The organism is Amycolatopsis sp. cg9 (assembly GCF_041346945.1).
In the GTDB taxonomy this organism is placed as follows: Bacteria; Actinomycetota; Actinomycetes; order Mycobacteriales; family Pseudonocardiaceae; genus Amycolatopsis.
The window spans coordinates 7,400,713-7,424,132 of the sequence record NZ_CP166850.1; the positions used below are offsets into that span (position 1 = coordinate 7,400,713).

The following is a 23,420-nucleotide window of genomic DNA, read 5'->3' on the forward strand; positions in this document are numbered from 1 at the left end:
GGAGAACGATGACCCGCGCGTCGAAACCCCAGCTCTGGTTCCTCACCGGGAGCCAGGCCCTTTACGGCGAGGAGACCCTCGAACAGGTCGCCGGCCAGTCCCTGCGCATCCAGCAGCTGCTGGCGGCCGCCGGCGGGCTCCCCGCCGAGATCGTCGGGAAGCCGGTGCTGACCGAGGCCTCGTCGATCCGCCGGGTGCTGCAGGAGGCCAACTCCGACGCCGCGTGCGTCGGCGTGATCGCGTGGATGCACACGTTCTCGCCGGCGAAGATGTGGATCACCGGGCTGGACGCGCTGCGCAAGCCGCTGCTGCACCTGCACACCCAGCTCAACGAAGCCCTGCCGTGGTCGACCATCGACATGGACTTCATGAACCTCAACCAGGCCGCGCACGGCGACCGCGAGTTCGGGTTCATCCAGACGCGGCTCGGGGTGCCGCGCAAGACCGTCGCCGGACACGTGTCGGACCCGGCCGTCGTCGCGAGGATCGACGCGTGGGCGCGGGCCGCGATCGGCGCCGACCACCTGCGCAACCTGCGGCTGGCCCGGTTCGGCGACAACATGCGCGACGTCGCCGTCACCGAAGGGGACAAGGTCGAGGCCGAGCTGCGGTTCGGCGTCTCGGTCAACACCTACGGCGTCAACGACCTGGTCGAGGTCGTCGACTCGGTGTCCGATGTGGACGGGCTGGTCGCGCAGTACGCCGAGGACTACGACCTCGCTCCGGAGCTCGCGGCCGGGGGAGCGCGGCACGAGTCGCTGCGGTACGCGGCGAAGATCGAAGCCGGGCTGCGGAAGTTCCTCACCGACGGCGGGTTCGGCGCGTTCACCACGAACTTCGAGGACCTCGGCGGCCTGCGCCAGCTGCCCGGCCTGGCCGTCCAGCGGCTGATGGCCGACGGCTACGGCTTCGGCGGCGAGGGCGACTGGAAGACTTCGGCGCTGCTCGCCGCGGTCAAGGCGATGGGCGTCGGCGCCGAGCGGGGCACCTCGTTCATGGAGGACTACACCTACCACTTCGGGCCGGGCACGCCGAAGATCCTCGGCGCCCACATGCTGGAGGTCTGCCCGAGCATCGCCGCCGCGAAGCCGTCGTGCGAGATCCACGCGCTCGGCATCGGCGGCCGCGAGGACCCGGTCCGGCTGGTCTTCGACGCCCGGCCCGGGCCCGGCGTCACCCTCGGCCTGGTCGACCTCGGCGACCGGTTCCGGCTGGTGGCCAACGAGATCGAGGTGGTCGCGCCGGACGAGCCGCTGCCGAACCTGCCCGTGGCGCGGGCGGTCTGGGAGCCGGCGCCGTCGCTGTCGACGTCGGCGGAGTCGTGGATCACCGCCGGCGGGCCGCACCACACCGTGCTCACCCAGGCCGTCAGCACCGAATCCCTTCGCGACTTCGCGAACCTGCTCGGCGTCGAGCTGCTGGTGATCGACGCCGACACCACGCCGCACGGCTTCGCCGACCGCATCCGCTGGAACCAGGCCTACCACCGGCTCGCCCAGGGTTTCTGAGAAAGGAAGTACGGAACAATGAAGTTCACCAGAGGAATCGCGGCGCTCGCGGCCGCGGGACTCGCGTTGACGCTGTCGGCGTGCGGCTCGAGCCAGAAGACCGCCGACCAGGCGGCGGCGCCCGGTACCGCGAGCGCGGCGGGCGCGCTGGTCGGCGTCACCATGCCGACGAAGTCGTCGGAACGGTGGATCCACGACGGCGACAACATCAAGTCGGCGCTGGAGAAGCTCGGCTACAAGGTCGACCTGCAGTACGCCGAGAACGACATCCCCACCCAGGTGAACCAGATCGAGAACCAGATCACCAAGGGCGCCAAGCTCCTGGTCGTCGCCTCGATCGACGGCACCGCCATCACCACCCAGCTGCAGGAGGCGGCCGACCGCAAGATCCCGGTCATCGCCTACGACCGGCTGATCCGCAATTCACCCAACGTCGACTACTACGCCACGTTCGACAACTTCAAGGTCGGCGTCGAGCAGGCGAACTCGCTGGTCAAGGGGCTGGGCACGGGCCCGGGACCGTTCAACGTCGAGCTGTTCGCCGGTTCGCCGGACGACAACAACGCCACGTTCTTCTTCAACGGCGCGATGTCCGTCCTCAAGCCCTTGATGGACAGCGGCAAGCTCGTCGTCAAGAGCGGCCAGACCGACTTCGCCCGCGCGGCCATCCTGCGCTGGGACCCGGCCACCGCGCAGCGGCGCATGGAGGACCTGCTCACCAAGACCTACACCGGGGGCGCGAAGGTCGCGGGCGTGCTTTCGCCGTACGACGGCCTGTCGATCGGCATCCTCTCGGCGCTGAAGAGCAACGGCTACGGCACCGCCGGCCAGCCGTACCCGATCGTCACCGGGCAGGACGCCGAGGTCGCCTCGGTCAAGTCCATCATCGCCGGTGAGCAGTACTCGACGATCTTCAAGGACACCCGCATCCTCGCCGACACCACGGTGAAGATGGCCGACGCGGTGCTCAAGGGCGGCAAGCCCGAGGTCAACAACACCACCGACTACGAGAACGGCAAGAAGGTCGTCCCGTCCTTCCTGCTGCAGCCGGTGACCGTGGACAAGGCCAACTACCAGAAGGAACTCGTCGACTCGGGCTACTACACGGCGGGTCAGCTGAAATGACCGAACTGCTCGGCATGCGCGGGATCACCAAGACCTTCCCCGGGGTCAAGGCGCTGTCGGACGTCACGCTTTCCGTGAACAGCGGCGAGATCCACGCGATCTGCGGGGAGAACGGCGCCGGGAAGTCCACCTTGATGAAGGTGCTCTCCGGCGTCTACCCGCACGGGACGTACGACGGTGAGATCCACTTCGACGGGCAGCGGTGTGAGTTCGGTTCGGTCCGCGACAGCGAGCGGCACGGAATCGTGATCATCCACCAGGAGCTCGCGCTGTGCGGGCAGCTCTCGATAGCCGAGAACATCTTCCTCGGCAACGAACGCGGCAAGCGGGGCTGGATCGACTGGAACCGCACCAACCACGAGGCCGGCGCGCTGCTCAAGCGCGTCGGCCTCGCCGAAAACCCGGTGACCCCGGTGCGGGACCTCGGGGTCGGCAAGCAGCAGCTGGTCGAGATCGCCAAGGCGCTGTCCAAGGAGGTCCGGCTGCTGATCCTCGACGAGCCCACCGCGGCGCTCAACGACGAGGACTCGGCCCACCTGCTGGAGCTGCTGCGCGAGCTGCGGTCCGACGGCGTGACGTGCGTGATCATCTCCCACAAGCTCGGCGAGGTGACCGCGATCGCCGACACCGTCACGATCCTGCGCGACGGCCGCACCATCGACACCCTCGACGCGGCCGGCCTGACCGAGGAACGCATCATCACCGGGATGGTCGGCCGCGACCTCGAGCACCGGTTCCCGCCCCGGGAACCGGACATCGGCGAAGAGGTGCTGCGGATCGAGGACTGGACCGTGCACAGCCCCACCCAGGCCGGCCGGGTCGTCGTCGACAACGCGTCGCTCTCGCTGCGGCGCGGGGAGATCGTCGGCCTCGCCGGACTGATGGGCGCGGGCCGGACCGAGCTCGCGATGAGCGTGTTCGGCCGGTCCTACGGCAAGGACATCTCCGGGCGGATCCTCAAGCACGGAAAGGAGATCGACGTCCGGTCGGTGCGCGACGCCGTCCGCCACGGCATCGCCTACGCCACCGAAGACCGGAAGCGGTACGGGCTCAACCTGATCGAGGACATCCAGCGCAACGTGTCCGCGGCCGGGCTGGGCAAGCTGGCCAAGCGCGGCTGGGTCAACGAGCACGCCGAGCACGACACGGCCGTCGGGTTCCGCCGCGACCTGCGGATCAAGGCGCCGACCGTGCGCAGCGTGACCGGGAAGCTCTCCGGCGGCAACCAGCAGAAGGTCGTGCTGGCCAAGTGGATCTTCACCGACCCGGACGTGCTGATCCTCGACGAGCCGACCCGCGGCATCGACGTCGGCGCGAAGTTCGAGATCTACACGATCATCAACTCCCTCGCCGCGCAGGGGAAGGCCGTGCTGGTCATCTCCTCCGAGCTGCCGGAGCTGCTCGGGCTCTGCGACCGGATCTACGCGCTGTCGGCGGGCCGGATCACCGGTGAGGCGACCCGCGAAGAAGCCACCCAGGAACTGCTCATGCAGTACATGACCAAGGAACGGCAATGACCACGACCGAAGCGCGGCCTGCCGCGCCCCCGGCCGAGCGCTCCGCCCGGCGGATCTCGATCAACCCGCGCCAGAGCGGCATCTACGTCGCGTTCGCGCTGATCGTGGTCCTGTTCGAAGTGCTCACCGGCGGCGCGCTGCTGGAACCGCAGAACATCTCCAACATCATCGTGCAGAACTCCTACGTGCTGATCCTCGCGATCGGGATGATCCTGGTGATCATCTCCGGGCACATCGACCTGTCCGCCGGGTCGGTCGTCGCGATGACCGGCGCAGTGTCGGCGGTGCTGATGGTGAACTGGCAGCTGCCGTGGTTCTGGGCGGTGCTGATCACCCTCGTCGTCGGCGCGGTGATCGGCGCGTGGCAGGGCTACTGGGTCGCCTACTTCGGGATCCCGGCGTTCATCGTGACGCTGGCCGGGATGCTGGCGTTCCGGGCGCTGACCCTGACGGTGCTGGGCAACCAGGGCATCGGGCCGTTCCCGGACGCGATCCGCACGCTGTCGAACGGCTTCACCGACGGCTACCTGGGCAACATCGGGCTCGGCCCGCTCGGCGGCGCCGACCTGGTCTCGCTGCTCGCCGGTGTCGCGGCGGTCGCCGGGATCGCCTTCACGCAGTGGCGGAAGCGCTCGGCGCGGCTGGGCTACGGCCAGGACGTCGACCCGTTCCCGGTGTTCGTGCTCAAGATCGTCGGGATCGCGGTGCTGGTGCTCGCGCTGGTCGTGCAGCTGGCGCGGTTCAAGAACCTGCCGTGGGTGCTGATCCTGCTGGCGGTGCTGGTGCTCGGCTACTCGCTGGTGGCCGGGAAGTCGGTGTTCGGCAGGCACATCTACGCCGTGGGCGGCAACCTGCAGGCCGCGACGCTGTCGGGCGTCAAGGTCAAGTCGGTGACGTTCTGGATCTTCGTCAACATGGGCGTGCTGGCGGCGCTGGCCGGGATCATCTTCGCGGGCCGGCTCAACCAGGCGGGCCCGACGGCGGGCGTCAACTTCGAGCTCGACGCGATCGCCGCGGCCTTCATCGGCGGCGCGGCGGTCCAGGGCGGCGTCGGCAAGGTGGTCGGCGCGATCACCGGTGGCCTGATCATGGCGGTCATCAACAACGGCATGTCCCTGATCGGCGCGCCGAGCGAGCGGGTGATGCTGGTGAAGGGCGTCGTGCTGCTGGCCGCGGTGGCCTACGACATCTGGACGAAGCGCCGCGCGACGTCCTGAGGTCATTCGCCGAAAAGGGGCTTTCCCCCGTTGCGGGGAAAGCCCCTTTTCGAACTTCTCGAAATGCTTGACCGGGTGGTAACGGGACGGTCATAGTGCTGGTGAATCCCTCACCAATGGAGGACCTCCCTCATGCACAAAGCCGTGCGTTCCCTTGTGGTTTCCTTGACTGTGGCCGCTTCGGTGGCCACTTCGGCCGGTGTCGCTTCCGCGGCGACGTGGTCGTCTTCCGACCAATGGGCGACCTGGTCCAATGGCGGGTACACGATCCGCAACGACGTCTGGGGCAGTGGGGCCGGCCCGCAGACCATCTGGGCGAATTCGTATTCGAACTGGGGTGTCTGGTCGAACCAGCCGAACACCGGCGGCGTGAAGTCGTACCCGCATTCGGCGAAGAACGTCGGCAAGAAGCTCAGCGCGCTGGGAAAGGTTTCGAGCAGCTTCGACGTCAACCGCCCGGGCAGCGGCGCTTATGAGACCGCGTACGACATCTGGGCGGACAACAACGCCTACGAAACCATGCTGTGGATGAACAAGCAGGGCGCGGTGGGTCCGCTCGGCAGCAAGCAGGCGACGGCGACCGTCGGCGGGCACACCTGGGACGTCTACCGGGGATCGAACGGGTCGAACGCGGTGTTCTCGTTCGTCCGGACGTCGAACACGAACGCGGGCACGGTCGACGTGCTGGCGGTACTGAACTGGATCCGCGCTCGCGGCTGGTTCGGCGACGTGACGCTCGGCGAAGTCCAGTTCGGCTTCGAGATCACCTCGTCCGCCGGGGGACTGGACTTCGCCGCGAACAGCTACTCCGTCACCGCGTCCTGAGCGCTACTGCGAACAGCGCTTGCCCGTGTTGATGCAGTTGACCACCTGGTTCATCAGGCGCTGGCCCATGACGTTCGCGAAGTCGTCGTGGTCCGACCGCGGGTTGTGGCTCTCCTGCGGGAAGGCGTCCACTTTGTACTGACCCTTCACCTGGATGTCGTGCGGGATGTCGTAGACCAGCTTGATCACCAGCTGCGGCACGTTCTTGAAGCCCTGCGGGCACTTGCCCTGCTGGTCGGCGAACACGATGTGCGTGCGGTGGTTGGCGCTGTCGATGTTCTTGCCGTCCCAGCAGTTCGGGAACGCGTGGATCCGCTCCACCCGGCTGTTCTGCGGGCAGATCGGGTAGTGGTCGGTCAGCCGGTCTTCGAACCCGGTGCACGTCCAGCTGGGCCGGGCGTTGGCCGGGCCGTTGGTGCTCTGCTTGGCGTCGCCGTAGAGGATGCGGAGGAACTGCGGCATCGCGACGACCTTCTTCGCGCCGCCGCTGGTGAAGGTGATCGTCGCCGACCGGACGCGCTGGATCTCGCCGTCGTTGCCCGCCAGTTCGTTCTGGTCGTTGACGCCCGGCAGTTCGGTCGCCTGGCCGCCGCCGTTCTGGCCACCGCTGTTCTGGCCGCCGTTGTCGAGCCCGCCCTGGCCGTTCTGCTTGAGCGCGCACGCCGCGAGCCCGCCCAGGTCCGTCGGCTTCGCCGCCCGGCGGCCGATCGCGATGGCGATCCGCTCGATGGTCGCCGTCCGCTTGTCCTTGAGCGGGCCGACGACGGCGTTCTGGACGTCCTGCGGCGTCTTGAGGTCACCGTTCGCGATCCGCTGGTTCGCCTCGTCGATCTGCTTGTCGAGCAGGTCGAGGTTGCGGTTCACCTCGTCCATCGCCTGGTCGGGGACGTCGGGGAGCTTGCTGGCGACGTCCGGGCAGTCGACCTGGGTGCTCGCCTTGTCCTTCGCGCTGCCGGCGCGGTCGGGCTGCGTGGCGGGCGGGTTCGCTTCGTCCTCGCCGGTGTCGATCCGGACGACGGGCCAGAAGTACGCGGACTTGTCGCCGTTCTTGCAGGTGGTCCCGGCCTTCGAGAGGCTCTTGTTGTTCGAATCGGCGTTGGTCGACAGGTTGCCGACGTAGTCGTGGAGGTGCTGCGCGCCGTTGCGGATACCGGGCTGCGCGATGAAGTTGTCGGGGTTGAAGTGCTGGTTTTCGTTGCGGCCGCAGTCGACGGTGAACGTGCCGCGCGCGCCTTGCTTCTGCAACGCCTTGTTCACGTTAACACCGCTGGGGACCTTCGCGATGTCGAGGAAGAACGACGGGTCGGCCTCGTCGGCGCTGGCCTCGCCGGTGCGCCCGGCCGTGGTCGCGACGACGATGCCGCCGACGGCGAGCGCGAGTGCGAGACCGCCGGTCGCGATCTTCGTGCGGCGGGTGATGCGATGCCTGCCCGTGGCGGGAGTGCGGGTGGTTTTCCGGGCCATGGTCACCTCGTTCGGTTTTCCGGGCACGACGGAGAAAGCTGCGTGCCCGGTGGGGAGACGCGCGGAACCCGGGGGAGTGCCGCCGCGTCCGGGGCACTGGTTCCGGCACTGGCAGAAACGGCTCCGGGCGAGAGCCGGTTCAAGCCCGGATTTGCGCGTTATCGTTTCGTTATTTATGGAAGGTGAACAAAGTTCACGTCTAGCCGTGTGATCGCTAACATCGGCCCATGCCCGAGGACGACGGCCCCCTGCTCGCTCCACGGGGAAGAGGCACGCTCGGCGTGATCGCGACCGGCTCCACCGCGTCCGGGCCGGTCCTGCACGGTCTCCGCGCCGCGGCCCGCGAGCAGGGGTACGCGCTGAACGTCTTCAGCGTCCCCGGCCGCGGCGGCGCGGCGGTGACGGCCGCGATCGCCGGCCTGAGCCTGCAAGGAGTGGTGGGCATCGTCGTGCTCGACGCGCGGTTCGTCCCGGACCCGGCCCCGCTGCCGCTCGTCCCGGCCGCCTCGACCGACCAGTACGCGGGCGCGCGCCGGGCCACCGAGCACCTCCTGGACCTCGGCCACCTGACGGTCTGGCACCTCGGCGGCCCCGAAGACGGCCCGGCCGGCCGCGACCGCGAGCGCGGCTGGCGCGAAACCCTGGAGCGCCACGGCGCCGAGGTCCCCCCGGTGGTCCGCGGCGACTGGTCCGCGAGATCCGGCTACCGCGCGGGCCAGTCCCTGGCGGCCGAACCGGGCGTGCGCGCGGTGTTCTCGGCCAACGACCACATGGCACTGGGCCTGCTGGCGGCCTTCACCGAAGCGGGCATGCGAGTCCCGCGCGACGCCCACGTGGTCGGCTTCGACGACGTCCCCGAGGCGGCGTACTTCGCGCCACCGTTGACGACGGTCCGCCAGGACTTCGTGGCGGCGGGCCGCCAGACACTGGCGGCACTGACCGCCCGCATCGACGGCGTGGCGGCTCCGGTGCGGGGGAGCGTGGAGGGGGAGCTGGTGGTCCGGGAGAGCAGCCGCTGCCTGCGGGCGGTCTAGAGCGTGAGCCGGTCGCCCAGGTCGCGGATGTGGTCGGCGTTCCCGCAGTCCAGGTCCAGCTGACGGCGGCGTTCCGCCACGAACGCCCGCCCCAGCCCGGTCCGGTCCGAAGTGGACATCGTGCGGCGCAAGTCGTTCAGCAACCCGCGTTCCTCGCCGCGGACGTGCGCGTCCACGACGTTCTCCAAGTGCGGCAACGCCTTCTCGAAGTCCTCGGTCTCCAGCACCGCCAGCAGGTCGTCGGCGAACGGCGTGCCCGGCGAACCCGGGCGGACGATCCGCTCGGTCGCCGTCGCGTGGGCGACCAGCAGGGCCGCCAGCTCCGCGAGCAGGGCGGGGTGGTCCGCGTCGGTGTTGCGGAGGTCGCGCAGCAGCTGCTCGAAGCGGCGGTGGTCGGCCAGCAGCACCTCGACCAGGTCGGACCCGGGCGCGGCGGCGGCCGGGCCGGGGCGCATCCAGCCGAACGTCAGCTCCACCGCCTGGCGCCAGTGGCCGTACTCGGACGCGCGGCGGGCCGGGTCCATCGCCGGCAGCCACTGGCCGGCCCGGTGCCAGTTGCGGCGCAGCCCCTCCAGGTCCGGCCAGTACCCCACGGACAGGCCGGCCGCGTAGGCCGCCCCGAGGGACACCGTCTCCGCCACCATGGGGCGGACCACCGGGACGTCGAGGACGTCGGCGATGAACTGCATCAGCAGGTTGTCAGCGGTCATCCCGCCGTCGACCTTCAACGTCTTCAGGGCGAGGCCCGAGTCGGCGTTCATCGCGTCGACGACCTCGCGGGTCTGCCAGCCGGTCGCCTCCAGCACCGCCCGGGCCAGGTGGCCCTTCGTGATGTAGGACGTCAGGCCGGCGATCACCCCGCGGGCTTCGCTGTGCCAGTGCGGGGCGAACAGCCCGGAGAACGCCGGGACGATGTAGCAGCCGCCGTTGTCCTCGACCGTCCTGGCCAGCGTCTCGATCTCCGGCGCACTGCCGATCAGCTCCAGCCCGTCGCGGAACCACTGCACCAGCGACCCGGTGACGGCGATCGAGCCTTCGAGCGCGTACACCGCGGGCTCGTCGCCGATCTTGAAGCCGACCGTGGTGAGCATGCCGTGGGTGGACAGCACCGGCGTCGGGCCGGTGTTGAGCAGCAGGAAGCTGCCGGTGCCGTAGGTGCACTTGGCCTCGCCGGGTGCGAAGCACGTCTGGCCGAACAGCGCGGCCTGCTGGTCGCCCAGCGCCGCCGCGATCCGGATGCCGGGAACCACGCGCGAAGTGGTGCCGTAGACCTCGGTGGAGGAGCGGATCTCCGGCAGCATCGCGCGTGGGACGTCGAAGAAGTCGAGGAGCTCGTCGTCCCAGCCGAGCGTGCGCAGGTTCATCAGCATGGTGCGCGAGGCGTTGGTGACGTCGGTGACGTGCACGCCGCCCTCGGCGCCGCCGGTGAGGTTCCAGATCAGCCAGCTCTCGATGGTGCCGAACAGCACGTCGCCGCGCTCGGCGCGCTCGCGCAGGCCGGGGGTGCGTTCGAGCAGCCAGCGGATGCGCGGCGCGGAGAAGTACGTCGCCAGCGGCAGCCCGCACAGCTGCCGCACGCGCTCGGCCCCCGGCTCGCGCGCGAGCTGTTCGAGCATCGCGTCGGTGCGGGTGTCCTGCCAGACGATGGCCCGCCCGACCGGGTTGCCGGTCCGCCGGTCCCACAGCACGGTGGTCTCGCGCTGGTTGGCGATCCCGAGCCCGACGACCTGCTCGGCACCCACCCCGGCGTCGGCCAGGGCCTGGGGGACGATCCGCGAGAGGTTCCGCCAGATCTCGACGGCGTCGTGCTCGACCCACCCGGGCCGCGGGAAGTGCTGCTGGTGCTCCCGCTGCACGACCGACACCAGCCGGCCGCGGGCGTCGAACAGGATGCACCGGGTGGAGGTGGTGCCCTGGTCGATGGACATCACGTACCGCTGGACCACGTGCTCACCTCCGTGCCTCTCCCCGCGCGTCGCGAATGACTCATTCGCGACCTCCGGCGTCCCGAATGAGTCATTCGCGACGCCGGAGCCAGGCTGGCCGGGTCCATCCCGAGCACCTCCTTCACCATCGGGACGCGCCCAGGTCCCGCGACACCGCGCGGGCCGCGTCGCGGACGTGGCCCAGCAGCCGCGGGCTCGGGCTGCCGTCCGGCTCGCAGATCCGCTCCACCGCGCCGGACACCCCGATCGCGCCGACGACGATGCCGCCGTGGCCTCGGATCGGGGCCGCGATCCCGGCTTCGCCGGCGATCATCTCGCCGTTCTCGGCCGCCCAGCCCGCCTCCCGTACCTTCGCACACGCGCGCTTGATCGCCGTCTGGGTGACCAGCGTGCGGCGCGTGTACGGCTCCGGGTCCGCCTTCAGCGTCGTGTCGTAGGCCAGCAGGACCTTCCCCAGCGCGGTCGCGTGCAGCGGCAGCAGCGTGCCGACGTCGAGGCTCTGGAGGCTGTCGTCGGGGCGGAACACGTGGTGCACCACCAGCACGCGGCCCTCCAGCGGCGCGCCGATCCGGACGGCCTCGCCGCTGCGGGCCGCAAGCGCGTCCGCCCAGTTGATCGCCCGGGAGCGCAGCTCGTTGACGTCCAGGTAGCTCGTGCCCAGGTGCAGCAGCGCCGCACCGAGCTGGTACTTGCCCGAATCCCGGTCCTGCTCGACGAACCCGACGCCCTGCAGCGTGCGCAGGATCCCGTGCGCCGTGCCCTTGGCCAGCTCCAGCGATTCCGCGATCTCGCCGACGCCGAGACGGCCCGAACCGCGCGCCAGCAACCGCAGGATCGCGGCGGCGCGCTCGATGGACTGGATCGGACCGGGCACGGCGCGACCCTAACCCGACCGGCCCTGATTCGACAATGTCGAACATCCACATCGGCCGTTCGACAATGCCGACCGGCGTCCGTTGACCGGCCGGAAATGCGAACTTAACTTCACTCCACTGTGCCTGCCCGGGGTCGAACCCCGGACCCCGCCGGGGGGATCCCCCTGGACCCCCAACGGCGTCGGGGAGGGGACAAGGTCCTTTGTGGAGGAAAGCAATGGTGCGAAACCTCAAGGCCCGTGGGCTCGGCGGCGAGATGGCCGCCGAGTTCGTGGGCACGATGATCCTCATCCTGTTCGGGTGCGGGGTGGTGGCGCAGGTCGCCGCCGCGGGCATCGGGGACCACGACAGCATCGCCTGGGCCTGGGGGCTCGGCGTCACGCTCGGTGTGTACGTCGCTTCGCGGATCAGCGGCGCGCACCTGAACCCGGCCGTGACCATCGCCCTCGCCGTGTTCAAGGGCTTCGAGTGGCGCAAGGTCGCCCCCTACGCCCTCGCGCAGACCGCCGGCGCGTTCCTCGCCGCGCTGCTCGTGCGCTGGAACTACACCGAGGTGCTCAACGCCAAGGACCCCGGCCTGACGATCAAGACCCAGGGCGTGTTCTCCACCCTCCCGGGTAACGGAACGCTGCCCGTGGGTGACTGGGGCGCCTTCCGCGACCAGATCATCGGCACCGCGATCCTCCTGATCGTCCTGTTCGCCATCACCGACCTCCGCAACACCTCGCCGGGCGCGAACCTGGCCCCGGTGGTCGTCGGCTTCCTCGTCGTCGCCATCGGCATGGCCTGGGGCACGAACGCCGGCTACGCGATCAACCCCGCCCGCGACTTCGGCCCGCGCCTGGCCTCCTGGCTGACCGGCTACGACACGGCGTGGTCCGACCAGTACGGCTTCCCCTACTGGTGGATCCCGATCGTCGGCCCGATCATCGGCGCCCTCGTCGGCGGCGCGATCTACAAGTACCTGATCGAGCGGTTCCTGCCCGCCGGGGACCCGCTGGACGCCATACCCGCCAAGGACCTCGAGCCCGCCAACTGAGTGAGGAGTACCCCGATGCCTGACTACGTCGGCGCCGTTGACCAGGGCACCACCAGCACCCGCTTCATGATCTTCGACCACGGCGGCAACGAAATCGCCCGCCACCAGCTCGAGCACGAGCAGATCCTGCCCAAGCCGGGCTGGGTCGAGCACGACGCCACCGAGATCTGGGAACGCACCCGCTCGGTCATCGCCACCGCGCTCAACAAGGCCGACCTGACCGCCGGGGACCTCGCCGCGCTGGGCATCACCAACCAGCGCGAGACCACCGTCGTGTGGAACCGCCGCACCGGCCGCCCGTACGGCAACGCGATCGTCTGGCAGGACACCCGCACCGACCGCATCGCCTCGGCGCTGGAGCGCGCGGGCAAGGGCGACGTCATCCGCCGCAAGGCCGGCCTGCCGCCCGCGACGTACTTCTCCGGCGGCAAGCTGCAGTGGATCCTCGAAAACGTCGACGGCGTGCGCGAGGACGCCGAGAAGGGCGACGCCCTCTTCGGCACCACCGACTCGTGGCTCATCTGGAACCTGACCGGCGGCCCGGACGGCGGCGTGCACGTCACCGACCCGACCAACGCGTCGCGCACCATGCTGATGGACCTCGAAACCCTGGACTGGGACGACGAGCTGCTCTCGTTCTTCAACGTCCCGCGCGCGATGCTGCCGGCGATCCGGCCGTCGTCGAACCCGGGCCTCTTCGGCACCACCCGCGCCGACGGCCCGCTCGGCGGCGAGGTCGCCATCACCGGCGTCCTCGGCGACCAGCAGGCGGCGACCGTCGGCCAGGTCTGCTTCCGGCCCGGCGAGGCCAAGAACACCTACGGCACCGGCAACTTCCTGCTCCTCAACACCGGCCAGGAACTGGTCCGCTCGAAGCACGGCCTGCTGACGACGCTGTGCTACCAGTTCGGCGACGAAAAGCCGGTCTACGCGCTGGAAGGCTCGATCGCCGTCACCGGTTCCGCGGTGCAGTGGCTGCGCGACCAGCTGGGCATCATCAGCGGCGCGTCCCAGAGCGAAAGCCTGGCCCGCCAGGTCGAGGACAACGGGGGCGTCTACTTCGTCCCGGCGTTCTCCGGCCTGTTCGCGCCGTACTGGCGGTCCGACGCGCGCGGCGCGATCGTCGGCCTCACCCGGGCCACGACCAACGCTCATCTCGCGCGGGCCACCCTGGAAGCGATCTGCTACCAGACCCGCGACGTCGTCGAGGCCATGCAGAACGACTCCGGCGTCACGCTCGACGTGCTCCGGGTCGACGGCGGCGTCACCGCCAACGAGCTGTGCATGCAGCTGCAGGCGGACATCCTCGGCGTGCCGGTGTCGAAGCCGGTCGTCGCCGAGACCACCGCGCTCGGTGCCGCCTACGCGGCCGGGCTGGCCGTCGGCTTCTGGCGGTCGACCGACGAGCTCGAACAGAACTGGAACGAAGACAAGCGCTGGACGCCGTCGTGGAGCGACGAGCAGCGCGCCGAGGGCTACGCGGGCTGGCAGAAAGCCGTCGGCCGCACGCTCGACTGGGTCGATGTGGAGTGAGGATCCGATGAAGAGGAGTTCGGTGGAAGCCGTGCCGCTGTCCCCGCTGTACCGGGCGGAGACGCTGAAGAAGCTGGCGCGCGGGGAGGTCGACGTGCTGGTCGTCGGCGGGGGAGTGACCGGGGCCGGCGTCGCGCTCGACGCCGCGTCCCGTGGGCTTTCGACCGCGCTGGTCGAGGCCCGTGACTTCGCCGCCGGCACGTCCAGCCGGTCGTCGAAGCTGATCCACGGTGGCCTGCGCTACCTCGAGCAGCTCGACTTCAAGCTGGTGCGCGAGGCGCTCAAGGAACGCGGGCTGCTGCTGCAGAAGCTGGCCCCGCACCTGGTGCGGCCGGTGAAGTTCCTGGTGCCGCTGCAGCACCGGGTGTGGGAGCGCGGTTACATCGGCGCCGGCGTCACGCTGTACGACACGCTCGGCGGCGCCCGCGCGCTGCCGCGGCACCGGCACCTGTCCAAACGCGGCGCGTTCAAGGCCGCGCCCGGCCTGGCCGACGACGCGCTGATCGGCGCGATCCAGTACTACGACGCCCAGGTCGACGACGCCCGCCACACGATGACGATCGCGCGGACGGCGGCCGAGCAGGGCGCTTCGGTGCTGACGCGGGCCCGGGTGACATCGCTGCTGCGCGACGGCGAGCGCGTCGTGGGCGCCAAGGTCGTCGACCGCGAAAGCGGCGTCGAGTTCGAGATCCGGGCTCGTACGGTGGTCGCCGCGACGGGGGTGTGGAGCGACGACATGGCCGAGGCGGCCGGGATTCCCGCGCCGTTCACCGTCCGCGCGTCGAAGGGCATCCACCTGGTGGTGCCGCGGGAGAAGATCGACCTCGACACCGGGCTGATCCTGCGCACCGAGAAGAGCGTGCTCTTCGTGATCCCGTGGGGCCGGCACTGGATCGTCGGCACCACCGACACCGAGTGGGACCTCGACCGCGAGCACCCGGCGGCCAGCCGCGCGGACGTCGACTACGTGCTGGAGCACCTCAACAAGGTGCTGCGCACGCCGGTGACCCACGACGACATCGAAGGCGTCTACGCGGGTCTCCGTCCGCTGCTCGCGGCGAAGGCGGCCGCGACGACGAAGCTGTCGCGGGAACACGCGGTGGCGCACCCGGTGCCGGGCCTGGTGATCGTGGCCGGCGGCAAGTACACGACGTACCGGGTGATGGCCGCGGACGCGGTCGACGTGGTGGTCGAGGACGTCGGCCGCCCGGCCCCGCCGTCGTGGACCGACCGGCTCCCGATCGTCGGCGCGGACGGCTACCACGAGCTGTGGGACGACCGGTTCGGCGTCGCTTCGCGGGCCGGCCTGACGGTGCCGCAGGTGGAGCACCTGCTGCAGCGCTACGGCACGCGGATCTGGAACCTGCTGGACCTGATCCGCGACGAGCCCGAGCTGGCCTCGCCGGTCCCGGGCGCGACGGAGTACCTCCGTGCGGAAGCGGTGTACGCGGCTTCGCACGAGGGCGCGCTGCACCTGGAGGACGTCCTGACCCGCCGCACGCGCATCTCGATCGAGGAGCGCGACCGGGGTGTCACGGCGGCCCCCGAGGTCGCGGCGCTGATGGCCCCGGTGCTGGGCTGGGACGAGCACCGGACCGAGCGCGAGGTGGCGAACTACCTCGCGCGGGTCGAGGCGGAGCGCTCGGCCCAGGAGGCCCCGGACGACGAGGCGGCCAACGCCACCCGCCTCGCGGCTCCGGCCCTGCTGCCCGGCTGAGTCCCGTAGTCCGTGAAGGCCACATCGAGAGACGCGAAGGCTCTCGATGTGGCCTTCACGGCTTTCGGCAGCCGAGTTGCGTGAGGACGTAACGCGCGTTGGCGGAGATGGTCGCGTTCGTGTGGCGGTAGTACGGGAGTTGGAGCACCGCCATGGACAGGGCCCAGCCGCGGCCGCGGGCCCACGTCGCGTCGTCGGGGCCGAGGACCTCGCGGAAGAGCGGGCGGGTGGCCGCGGTCAGCAGGTTCCACGCCGGGATCAGGTCGCACGCCGGGTCGCCGAGGCCCGCGGTGGCCCAGTCGAGCACACCGGTCAGGCGGCCGTCGCGCAGCAGGAGGTTGCTCGGCATCAGGTCCGAGTGGAGCCAGCGGGGCGGTCCCGTCCACTGTGGAGCGTTCAGGGCCGACGTCCAGACGCCCAGCGCCGCGGAGGCGTCGAACGGCTCGCCGGTGCGGTCCAGTTCCGTGATCGCCCGCCGGGTCGCGTCGTCGACCGTGGACAGTGGCCCGCCGCGGTACGCCGGCGGGCCGGCCGCCGGGTGCGTCCGCAGGGCGAGGACGAACTCCGCCAGGTCACGGGCCGGTGCGGGCTCGCCTTCGACCGCCGGCGAGCCGTCCAGCCAGGTGTGCACCGCCCACGGCCACGGGTAGCCCTCGGCCGGTTCGCCCAGTGCGACGACGGCCGGGACGGCCACGGGGAGCTCGGCCAGCGCCGCGAGCACCCGGTGCTCCCCGCCGCCGGAGGAGGCGAGCGGGAGCCGGACCGTCAGCTCGTCGCCCAGGCGGTAGACGGCGTTGACCGTGCCGCCGGAAGCCAGGGGAGTGAGGGGCAAGCGAGCCCACGCTGGGAACTGGCCGTCGACGAGCCGCCGGACCAACGCGGTGTCGATCGGGTGCTCAGCGGCGTGCATCCGGGCCATGCTTCCACCGAACCACCCCGGTCAACGCGGTTTCCGTGACGCCAGGCACCCCGGATTGCACGGTGATGCATGGGCGTGCATAATCATTCGCATGTCCAAGGTGCTCACTTCCCTGCCCGTCGGCGAGCGTGTCGGTATCGCCTTCTCCGGTGGCCTCGACACTTCCGTAGCGGTCGCGTGGATGCGCGACAAGGGCGCGGTGCCCTGCACCTACACCGCCGACATCGGGCAGTACGACGAGCCCGACATCGACTCGGTGCCCGGGCGGGCCGGCCAGTACGGTGCCGAGATCGCGCGGCTGGTCGACTGCCGGGAAGCCCTCGTCGAAGAGGGGCTCGCGGCGCTGACCTGCGGGGCGTTCCACATCCGCACCGGCGGCCGCAGCTACTTCAACACCACGCCGCTCGGCCGCGCGGTCACCGGCACGCTGCTGGTGCGCGCGATGCTCGAGGACGACGTCCAGATCTGGGGCGACGGCTCCACCTACAAGGGCAACGACATCGAGCGGTTCTACCGCTACGGCCTGCTGGCCAACCCGTCCCTGCGGATCTACAAGCCGTGGCTCGACGCCGACTTCGTCACCGAGCTCGGTGGCCGCAAGGAGATGTCGGAGTGGCTGGCCGCGCACGACCTGCCCTACCGGGACAGCACCGAGAAGGCCTACTCCACCGACGCCAACATCTGGGGCGCGACGCACGAGGCGAAGTCGCTGGAGCACCTCGACACCGGCATCGAGATCGTCAAGCCGATCATGGGCGTGGCGTTCTGGGACCCCGCCGTCGAGATCCCCGCCGAGGACGTCACGATCGGGTTCGAGCACGGACGGCCGATGACGATTAACGGCAAGGAGTTCGCCTCCGCCGTGGACCTGGTGCTGGAGGCCAACGCCATCGGCGGCCGGCACGGCCTCGGCATGTCCGACCAGATCGAGAACCGGATCATCGAGGCCAAGAGCCGCGGCATCTACGAGGCGCCGGGCATGGCACTGCTGCACGCCGCGTACGAGCGGCTCGTCAACGCCATCCACAACGAGGACACCCTCGCCAGCTACCACAACGAGGGCCGCCGCCTCGGCCGCCTGATGTACGAGGGCCGCTGGCTGGACCCGCAGGCGATGATGCTGCGCGAGTCGCTGCAGCGCTGGGTCGGCACCGCGATCACCGGCGAGGTGACGCTGCGGCTGCGGCGCGGCGAGGACTACTCGATCCTCGACACGACCGGCCCGGCGTTCAGCTACCACCCGGACAAGCTGTCGATGGAGCGCACCGAGGACTCGGCGTTCGGCCCGGTGGACCGGATCGGCCAGCTGACCATGCGCAACCTCGACATCGCCGACTCGCGGGCGAAGCTGGAGCAGTACGCGAGCCTCGGCATGGTCGGCGGCTCGAACCCGAAGCTGATCGGCGCCGCCCAGGCCGCGTCGACCGGCCTGATCGGCGCGATGCCGGAGGGCGGCGCCGAGGTGATCGCCTCGCGCGGCAAGACCGACGACGTGGAGCTGCTCGACAGCGCCGCGATGGAGTTCGGCACGGACTGATCGCTCACGACCCGAAGGCCACCACGCTCGCCGTGGTGGCCTTCGGTGCGTTCACGGGACGAGCACGACCTTGCCGGTGACCGTGCCCGATTCGGCCAGTGCCAAGGCCTTCCCGGCTTCGGTCAGGGGGATGCGCGCGGCCACCTGCGCTTTGAGCTGTCCCTTCGCCGCCAGGGCGAAGACGGCGGTTAGGTCTTCGGCGAGCCGCGCGCGGAAGCGGGCGAGGTTCCGCTTGCCGCCCCAGACGTTGTAGAAGTGCGCGCGGCGCCGGTTCGGGGCGACGTTCCACCACAACAGCCGGGCGACCAGCTTCAGCACCGCGGGCTTCGGGTTGCCGCCGGTGTCCTTGGTGGACGCGCTGCCGTAGGCGAGCAGGGCGCCACCGGGGGCGAGCAGGCGGAACGAATCGACGATGCCCGGGCCGCCGACGTGGTCGAAGACGGCGTCGACCCCGCCGGGCGCCAGTTCGCGCACCCGGGCCGGGACGTCGCCGCGGTAGTCGATGGCGGTGGCGCCGAGCGCGGTCACGACGTCGAGGTTGCGGGCCGAGGCGGTGCCGAGCACCGTGAGCCCGGCCGCGCGGGCGAGCTGCACGAGCGTGGTGCCGACGCCGCCGCTCGCCCCGTGGACCAGGATCGTGCCGCCGGTCTTCACCTTCGCCCACCGGTGCAGCATCTGGTACGCCGTGATGCCGTTGACCACGAACGTCTCCGCTTCGGCCGCGTCGAGCCCGTCGGGCACCGGCACCAGGTCGGCGGCGGGGACGGTGAGGTGACTGCGCCACCCGCCGATCTTGGTCATCGCGGCCACCCGGCGCCCGACGAGCGCCGGGTCCTCGGCGTCGAGCACCGTGCCGACGACGTCGTAGCCGGGCACGAACGGGAACGGCGGCTGGTCGTAGTACTTGCCGCGCCGCATCTGCTGTTCGGCGAAGGAGATCCCGCTCGCCTCGACGCGGATCAGCGCTTCGCCGGCGGCGACCGTCGGCAACGCACGGTGCTCGACGCGGAGGCCGTCCGGCTCGACGAGGCCGGGGAGGACGATTTCGGTGACGGTCATGGTGGTTCCTTCCGGTGTGAGTGACTGGTCAATCACTTGATGGGCGTGAAAATGGACGAGCTGGTCAGGGGTCAGTTCTTGCCGGGGTGGCGGATGCCGGCGGACAGGACCGCGGCCCACTCGCCGGCGTGCTCGTCCAGGTCGAGGGTGGCGATCAGGTGGCAGAGCTGGCCGTAGGCGACGAACCGCTGCACCTGCTCGTCCCCGGCGCCGGAGCGCGAGCGGGCGAACTCGGTCACCTTCGCCAGCCCGCGCCGCACGGCGTCGGCGATCTCCGGGGTGTCGGCGGCCGACTGGGCGTGCACCTGCAGCATCAGCAGGTTCCGGTCGGCGATCAGTTCGGCGTAGGCGCCGCCCATTTCGTACAGGAGCTTGTCGGGATCGGCGTCCCCGGCCCGCGCGGCCCCGTTCGACAGCGCGTGCGTGACGAGTTCGTAGCACCGGTCGAGTGCGGCGACGAAGAGGGAAACCTTGCCGGGGAACAACTTGAAGACGTAGGCGGGGGAGATGTCAGCTCGTTCCGCCACGGCGCTGATCGGCGTCCCGTGGAACCCGCCCCGCGCGAACTCGGCGATGGCGGCGTCGACGACGACGTCCCGCCGGGCGTCGGAGGTGGAGAGGGTGGCACCGCGCTTCGTCATGTGAGTGACTGTACACTCACTCTTGGCAGTGGAACAAGCCCGGACTCGATCCTCACGCGGAACCGGAGCCGCTGCACTGGCGGACGGTGCTCGCGGTCAGCGGTCCGCCTTCGGGGCACAGAACGACCGCGCGCAGGCTCGGGTCGACGGCGAGTTGGCGCATTCCCGGTGGCAGGCATTCGGAGGCCCACAGCGGTTCGACGATGCCGCGGATCGCCTCTGGCGAGGCTTCGAGGAGGTCCGCGACGGACGGCCAGCGAACCCGGAGGATCGTCCAAAGCGCCAGCACGTCGGACGGTACGGTGTTCTGCTCGAGAGTCCGGACGGACCGCAATACGTTGTAGGTGTTGAGGAACTTCTTGATCGTCCGGGGATTGGCTTCGAGAAGTGGCAGGAACTTGCTCAGGGCGTGGTCGGTACGGGCGCGGGTCTGCGGTGCCACGAGAGCGAGCGCGGCTGGGCCGGCGAGCTCTTCCTTGGCCTGCGGACTGGCCGTGCTGACCACTCGCAGGATGGCGGCCTCGTCGTCGACCCGGTCAAGCTCCGCCTTGCCTGCTTCGACCTCGCGTCTGATGCGCTCGGCGGATATCGGGTCGGCCAGGTGCAGCAGCTGGTCGAGGTAGCCGGCGCGAGCGCGGGCGCTCGGTGCCGGCACGGGCACGGTGAGCTGGAAGATCTTGTCCAGGAAAAGGTGGCCAAGCGAAGAACCGGGCGCCGGGACGCAGGCGTGGAACGAGGGGAACGCGTCTTCGTAGCTCTGGCGCAGCCAAGCACCGTCCGCGGCCACGACGAAGTAGGACGCCGAGCGCTCCCGAGCCGCGGTTGCCCGCTGCGGATGGTCGCGGACGAGAGTCTGCATCGCGTCGAGCAGATCGACCACGTAGGTGCCCGGGCACCGGTCGAGGTCGTCGATGAAGACGAGCACGGGCTTGCGCGAACGGTGCAACAACCAGTGGAAGTGAGCTGCGACCTGGTCCATCGGGTTGGGGTTCGACTGCTCGAAAAGCCGAGCGCCGCGCGCGGAATCCCAGAGGAGCAGTTTGGCCGACACCTGCGCACCGGCCCATAGCAATGCCGCTGCGCCGAGCACGGTAGTCACCGCCTTCGCCAATGTGGCCATGGCCTCGGTGCCAGGCACGCGGGGGAGCACGAACGCCGTGAGCACGCCGATCGACATGATCAGGAGGAGTACGGCGAGGACGAAGGCGGCGCCGGAGCGCCGGGCGCGAGCCGCGGTTTCCGCCGTGCGGAGCCAGGTGGCGGAGAGGCGGCTACGGTCGCGGGCGACCGCTTTGCGTGTCGCGCTGAGGAGCGCCCACCACGGAGGCCCCAGCCTGGACTGCCGCCAGGCATCGAAGTGGACGATCGTGTATTCGTGTTCCAGGCGTTCTTCGAGGAAGTTGAGCAGGGAGCTCTTCCCGACCCCCCATGGTCCGTCGAGGTGGACGAGAAAGGACGTCGACGGCTCCCTCTTGCGCACTTCGCGCAGCTGGCCGGCCAATACCTCGGCGAGTGGTGCACGGTTGAGGTGGTCTTCGCGCGCGGGTGCGTCCGTCGCCCAATCGACCTTGGTCTCCGGTTCCCTTCTCGCTGACTCGATCACGGCGTCGTCTTCGATGTCGGCGGCACCAGGGAGTTCGGCCGCGGCGCGGTGGGTGAGCTGTCGGCGTGCACGCGGGATTTCGGGTACGCGGGCGAAGGCGAGCTTCCCGGTGAGTCCGGCGAGCCGGCTGGGTGTCTGGAGGAAGCCGTCGCCCTGGCTCGCCTCGACGACGCTGGCGTGCAGGAAGTCGAACAGCTCGTCCACATCGACGGTTCCGTCGCCGTTGAGGTCGGCGGCGCCGGTGCGCAACCCTTCGATCAGCGCGTCGGTGAAGACGGAACCGGAGGCCGAGGCCTGGGATTCGGCGGGTGCGAAGGCGTGCTGGTAGGCACCCGACGAGCAGATGACGATCCAGCCCGTGCCACCGATGTCCGGGTCGATCGCGGCCGGATGCGCTCGCAGGGTGCCGAAATCGTGTTGGAAAGCTCCGGCGAACGTGCAATCCAGGATGATCACGATCGCGAGGCAACGACTGGTTCGCACGGCTTCGCCGAGGAAGGTGGCGGAGACGCCGGTTGCGGCCAAGAGGTCGCTGCGGGTGTCCGTCGCCGCGAAGTAGAGCCTGCCCTCGACATCTTTGATCCCGTGGCTGCTGAGGTAGAGCGTTCTGAGCTCGTCCTGCTGCGCCGAGGCGAAGAACCGCTCGATCGCGATCCGCATCTCGTGGCTGGCCGGGTTCGTCACGGTCTCGACCTCGTAGCCGCCGACCTCCGGGTCGGCAAGCAGGTCGGCCAGGGCGGGGGCGGCCGGGAGCCGAGCCAGATCCCGGTCGTCGAACCGGCCGACCGAAATCACCATGGCTTCCCGTTTCGCCATCGTCCACCTTCCGTCACGAACTCGCCGTGTCGCGACGTGAGTCGCCGGACGCTCCGTCGACGTAACGGCTCGTGACGCGAAACGCCCGCCGTGGCCACGAAATGGCCGGCGGGCGTCTCGGTGAAGTGGGCTCAGACGCCCGCGGTGGAGGAGATCCAGTCGCGGTACTTCGTGATGTTGATGTACGCCGTGTACGACTGGCGGTCACTGGTCGAGGCCACGCCGACCTGCTTGCCGTTCGCGTACATCGGGCCGCCGGAGTCGCCGCCGGCCGTGATGCCGTCGCCGCGGTTCGCGCAGACCGAGACGCCCGCCGCGCCGTCCGGGCAGTCGATCGACGTCACGCTGACCTTCGCCACCTTCAGCAGCTGGGACTGGCACTCGATCTCCGGCTTGTCGGTGCAGGTCGCGCCCCAGCCGTAGACCTCGGCCTGGTCGCCCACCTTGACGTCGCCCTCGCTGCCCAGCGGCGCGTAGTCCGTCTGCACCTGCTGGTCGATCTGCACCAGCGCGATGTCCGCGTCCGGTGCCTCGTGCACCGAGGTCGCGTTGACCGTGGTGCCCTTCGTCTGGTCCAGGTCGCCGACGTGGAAGCTGATCGGCTGACCGTCGGCGCCCTGCGTGCAGTGGCGGGCGGTGAGGATCCAGTCCGGCGCGATGATCGTCGCCGAGCAGATCTCCTGGCCGCCGGCGAACATCCGGGCCGCGGAGTGGAGCGAGTCGGCGTTGCTGCCGTCGATGATGGCCGGCTGGGCGGCCAGGGCGGGCGCCGCGGCCACGAACGCCGACAGGAAAACACCGGAGACGACTACGCCGGTTCGCGCGATACGCACTTTAGGATCAACCTCCATCCGCGGACCGGGGCCTCGCGGTGACGGGGTGGTCAAGGACACACCTACCGTCACCGCTGTGGGTGAATCTCCGAAACCCGCCGATAGTCGGTTGATCAAGGACGCGACTTTCGTCGTGCGCCGTCCGGCCCAGCGGGCTCGCCAACCGAGTGACAGAACCGATCGCGGTGTCCCGGATGTCAGCGATTCGCCCA

The 23,420-nt window shown here is 70.1% G+C and carries 18 protein-coding genes; 10 read left to right on the forward strand and 8 right to left on the reverse strand.

The window, feature by feature from the left end; genetic code table 11:
• Positions 1 to 8: 8 nt before the first annotated feature.
• From araA to AB5J73_RS34470, 5 genes are all read left to right on the forward strand, one after another.
• Complete coding sequence (gene araA / locus AB5J73_RS34450) at positions 9 to 1,508, forward strand: L-arabinose isomerase (protein ID WP_370962973.1); 1,500 nt, start codon at positions 9 to 11, stop codon at positions 1,506 to 1,508.
• Between the two features lie 18 nt (positions 1,509 to 1,526).
• A complete protein-coding gene (chvE, locus tag AB5J73_RS34455; RefSeq protein WP_370962975.1) occupies positions 1,527 to 2,633 on the forward strand; it encodes a multiple monosaccharide ABC transporter substrate-binding protein in 1,107 nt (368 codons plus the stop codon).
• Positions 2,630 to 4,150, forward strand: a complete 1,521-nt coding sequence (mmsA, locus tag AB5J73_RS34460) for a multiple monosaccharide ABC transporter ATP-binding protein (protein ID WP_370962976.1) — start codon at positions 2,630 to 2,632, stop codon at positions 4,148 to 4,150. Before chvE ends, mmsA begins: the two co-directional genes overlap by 4 nt.
• A complete protein-coding gene (mmsB, locus tag AB5J73_RS34465) occupies positions 4,147 to 5,367 on the forward strand; it encodes a multiple monosaccharide ABC transporter permease (RefSeq protein WP_370962977.1) in 1,221 nt (406 codons plus the stop codon). Before mmsA ends, mmsB begins: the two co-directional genes overlap by 4 nt.
• A 132-nt stretch (positions 5,368 to 5,499) precedes the next feature.
• Positions 5,500 to 6,192 (forward strand): hypothetical protein, encoded by a 693-nt coding sequence (locus AB5J73_RS34470; RefSeq protein ID WP_370962978.1) that lies wholly within the window; start codon positions 5,500 to 5,502, stop codon positions 6,190 to 6,192.
• 3 nt (positions 6,193 to 6,195) lie between these two features.
• Here AB5J73_RS34470 and AB5J73_RS34475 read toward each other — a convergent pair whose 3' ends face one another.
• Positions 6,196 to 7,656: a DUF1996 domain-containing protein gene (locus tag AB5J73_RS34475; RefSeq protein ID WP_370962979.1), complete on the reverse strand. Its 1,461-nt coding sequence runs from the start codon at positions 7,654 to 7,656 to the stop codon at positions 6,196 to 6,198.
• Between the two features lie 227 nt (positions 7,657 to 7,883).
• On the opposite strand from AB5J73_RS34475, the gene AB5J73_RS34480 reads away from it, so the two are divergent.
• On the forward strand, positions 7,884 to 8,690 hold the full coding sequence (locus AB5J73_RS34480; protein WP_370962980.1) for a substrate-binding domain-containing protein: 807 nt from the start codon (positions 7,884 to 7,886) through the stop codon (positions 8,688 to 8,690).
• Here the strand turns inward: AB5J73_RS34480 and glpK (AB5J73_RS34485) are convergent.
• Both glpK (AB5J73_RS34485) and AB5J73_RS34490 read right to left on the reverse strand, forming a co-directional pair.
• Positions 8,687 to 10,636: a glycerol kinase GlpK gene (glpK, locus tag AB5J73_RS34485; RefSeq protein WP_370962981.1), complete on the reverse strand. Its 1,950-nt coding sequence runs from the start codon at positions 10,634 to 10,636 to the stop codon at positions 8,687 to 8,689. The genes AB5J73_RS34480 and glpK (AB5J73_RS34485) overlap by 4 nt on opposite strands.
• Positions 10,637 to 10,757: 121 nt before the next feature.
• On the reverse strand, positions 10,758 to 11,510 hold the full coding sequence (locus AB5J73_RS34490; RefSeq protein ID WP_370962982.1) for an IclR family transcriptional regulator: 753 nt from the start codon (positions 11,508 to 11,510) through the stop codon (positions 10,758 to 10,760).
• A gap of 218 nt (positions 11,511 to 11,728) precedes the next feature.
• Between AB5J73_RS34490 and AB5J73_RS34495 the strand changes: the two genes are divergently transcribed.
• From AB5J73_RS34495 to AB5J73_RS34505, 3 genes are read left to right on the forward strand one after another with little or no spacing between them, the layout of a single operon-like run.
• On the forward strand, positions 11,729 to 12,550 hold the full coding sequence (locus AB5J73_RS34495) for an MIP/aquaporin family protein (protein ID WP_370962983.1): 822 nt from the start codon (positions 11,729 to 11,731) through the stop codon (positions 12,548 to 12,550).
• 15 nt (positions 12,551 to 12,565) lie between these two features.
• The gene (glpK, locus tag AB5J73_RS34500; protein WP_370962984.1) at positions 12,566 to 14,083 is read left to right on the forward strand and encodes a glycerol kinase GlpK; all 1,518 of its coding nucleotides are present in this window, start codon (positions 12,566 to 12,568) and stop codon (positions 14,081 to 14,083) included.
• A 7-nt stretch (positions 14,084 to 14,090) separates the two neighbouring features.
• Positions 14,091 to 15,800: a glycerol-3-phosphate dehydrogenase/oxidase gene (locus AB5J73_RS34505; protein ID WP_370962985.1), complete on the forward strand. Its 1,710-nt coding sequence runs from the start codon at positions 14,091 to 14,093 to the stop codon at positions 15,798 to 15,800.
• Between the two features lie 55 nt (positions 15,801 to 15,855).
• Here the strand turns inward: AB5J73_RS34505 and AB5J73_RS34510 are convergent, their stop codons facing one another.
• Positions 15,856 to 16,719 (reverse strand): aminoglycoside phosphotransferase family protein, encoded by an 864-nt coding sequence (locus AB5J73_RS34510; RefSeq protein WP_370962986.1) that lies wholly within the window; start codon positions 16,717 to 16,719, stop codon positions 15,856 to 15,858.
• A 91-nt stretch (positions 16,720 to 16,810) separates the two neighbouring features.
• Here AB5J73_RS34510 and argG point away from each other — a divergent pair, with 91 nt between their 5' ends.
• A complete protein-coding gene (argG, locus tag AB5J73_RS34515) occupies positions 16,811 to 18,256 on the forward strand; it encodes an argininosuccinate synthase (protein WP_370962987.1) in 1,446 nt (481 codons plus the stop codon).
• A 51-nt stretch (positions 18,257 to 18,307) separates the two neighbouring features.
• On the opposite strand, the gene AB5J73_RS34520 is transcribed toward argG, so the two are convergent.
• From AB5J73_RS34520 to AB5J73_RS34535, 4 genes are all read right to left on the reverse strand, one after another.
• A complete protein-coding gene (locus AB5J73_RS34520) occupies positions 18,308 to 19,315 on the reverse strand; it encodes a medium chain dehydrogenase/reductase family protein (protein WP_370962988.1) in 1,008 nt (335 codons plus the stop codon).
• Between the two features lie 71 nt (positions 19,316 to 19,386).
• Complete coding sequence (locus tag AB5J73_RS34525; RefSeq protein WP_370962989.1) at positions 19,387 to 19,956, reverse strand: TetR/AcrR family transcriptional regulator; 570 nt, start codon at positions 19,954 to 19,956, stop codon at positions 19,387 to 19,389.
• 52 nt (positions 19,957 to 20,008) lie between these two features.
• Entirely contained in the window at positions 20,009 to 22,375 is a 2,367-nt protein-coding gene (locus AB5J73_RS34530; protein WP_370962990.1) for a P-loop NTPase fold protein, read from the reverse strand.
• A 131-nt stretch (positions 22,376 to 22,506) separates the two neighbouring features.
• Entirely contained in the window at positions 22,507 to 23,208 is a 702-nt protein-coding gene (locus tag AB5J73_RS34535; RefSeq protein WP_370962991.1) for a trypsin-like serine protease, read from the reverse strand.
• Positions 23,209 to 23,420 lie beyond the last annotated feature (212 nt).

Excerpts from the sequence above, each read along its gene's own strand:
- AB5J73_RS34470 (WP_370962978.1), top strand. The coding sequence starts at position 5,500 with ATGCACAAAGCCGTGCGTTCCCTTGTGGTTTCCTTGACTGTGGCCGCT.
- AB5J73_RS34510 (WP_370962986.1), bottom strand. The coding sequence starts at position 16,719 with ATGGCCCGGATGCACGCCGCTGAGCACCCGATCGACACCGCGTTGGTC.
- AB5J73_RS34530 (WP_370962990.1), bottom strand. The coding sequence starts at position 22,375 with ATGGCGAAACGGGAAGCCATGGTGATTTCGGTCGGCCGGTTCGACGAC.
- chvE (WP_370962975.1), top strand. The coding sequence starts at position 1,527 with ATGAAGTTCACCAGAGGAATCGCGGCGCTCGCGGCCGCGGGACTCGCG.
- mmsA (WP_370962976.1), top strand. The coding sequence starts at position 2,630 with ATGACCGAACTGCTCGGCATGCGCGGGATCACCAAGACCTTCCCCGGG.
- AB5J73_RS34525 (WP_370962989.1), bottom strand. The coding sequence starts at position 19,956 with ATGACGAAGCGCGGTGCCACCCTCTCCACCTCCGACGCCCGGCGGGAC.
- AB5J73_RS34495 (WP_370962983.1), top strand. The coding sequence starts at position 11,729 with ATGGTGCGAAACCTCAAGGCCCGTGGGCTCGGCGGCGAGATGGCCGCC.
- AB5J73_RS34475 (WP_370962979.1), bottom strand. The coding sequence starts at position 7,656 with ATGGCCCGGAAAACCACCCGCACTCCCGCCACGGGCAGGCATCGCATC.
- argG (WP_370962987.1), top strand. The coding sequence starts at position 16,811 with ATGTCCAAGGTGCTCACTTCCCTGCCCGTCGGCGAGCGTGTCGGTATC.
- AB5J73_RS34480 (WP_370962980.1), top strand. The coding sequence starts at position 7,884 with ATGCCCGAGGACGACGGCCCCCTGCTCGCTCCACGGGGAAGAGGCACG.
- mmsB (WP_370962977.1), top strand. The coding sequence starts at position 4,147 with ATGACCACGACCGAAGCGCGGCCTGCCGCGCCCCCGGCCGAGCGCTCC.
- araA (WP_370962973.1), top strand. The coding sequence starts at position 9 with ATGACCCGCGCGTCGAAACCCCAGCTCTGGTTCCTCACCGGGAGCCAG.
- AB5J73_RS34505 (WP_370962985.1), top strand. The coding sequence starts at position 14,091 with ATGAAGAGGAGTTCGGTGGAAGCCGTGCCGCTGTCCCCGCTGTACCGG.
- glpK (WP_370962984.1), top strand. The coding sequence starts at position 12,566 with ATGCCTGACTACGTCGGCGCCGTTGACCAGGGCACCACCAGCACCCGC.
- AB5J73_RS34520 (WP_370962988.1), bottom strand. The coding sequence starts at position 19,315 with ATGACCGTCACCGAAATCGTCCTCCCCGGCCTCGTCGAGCCGGACGGC.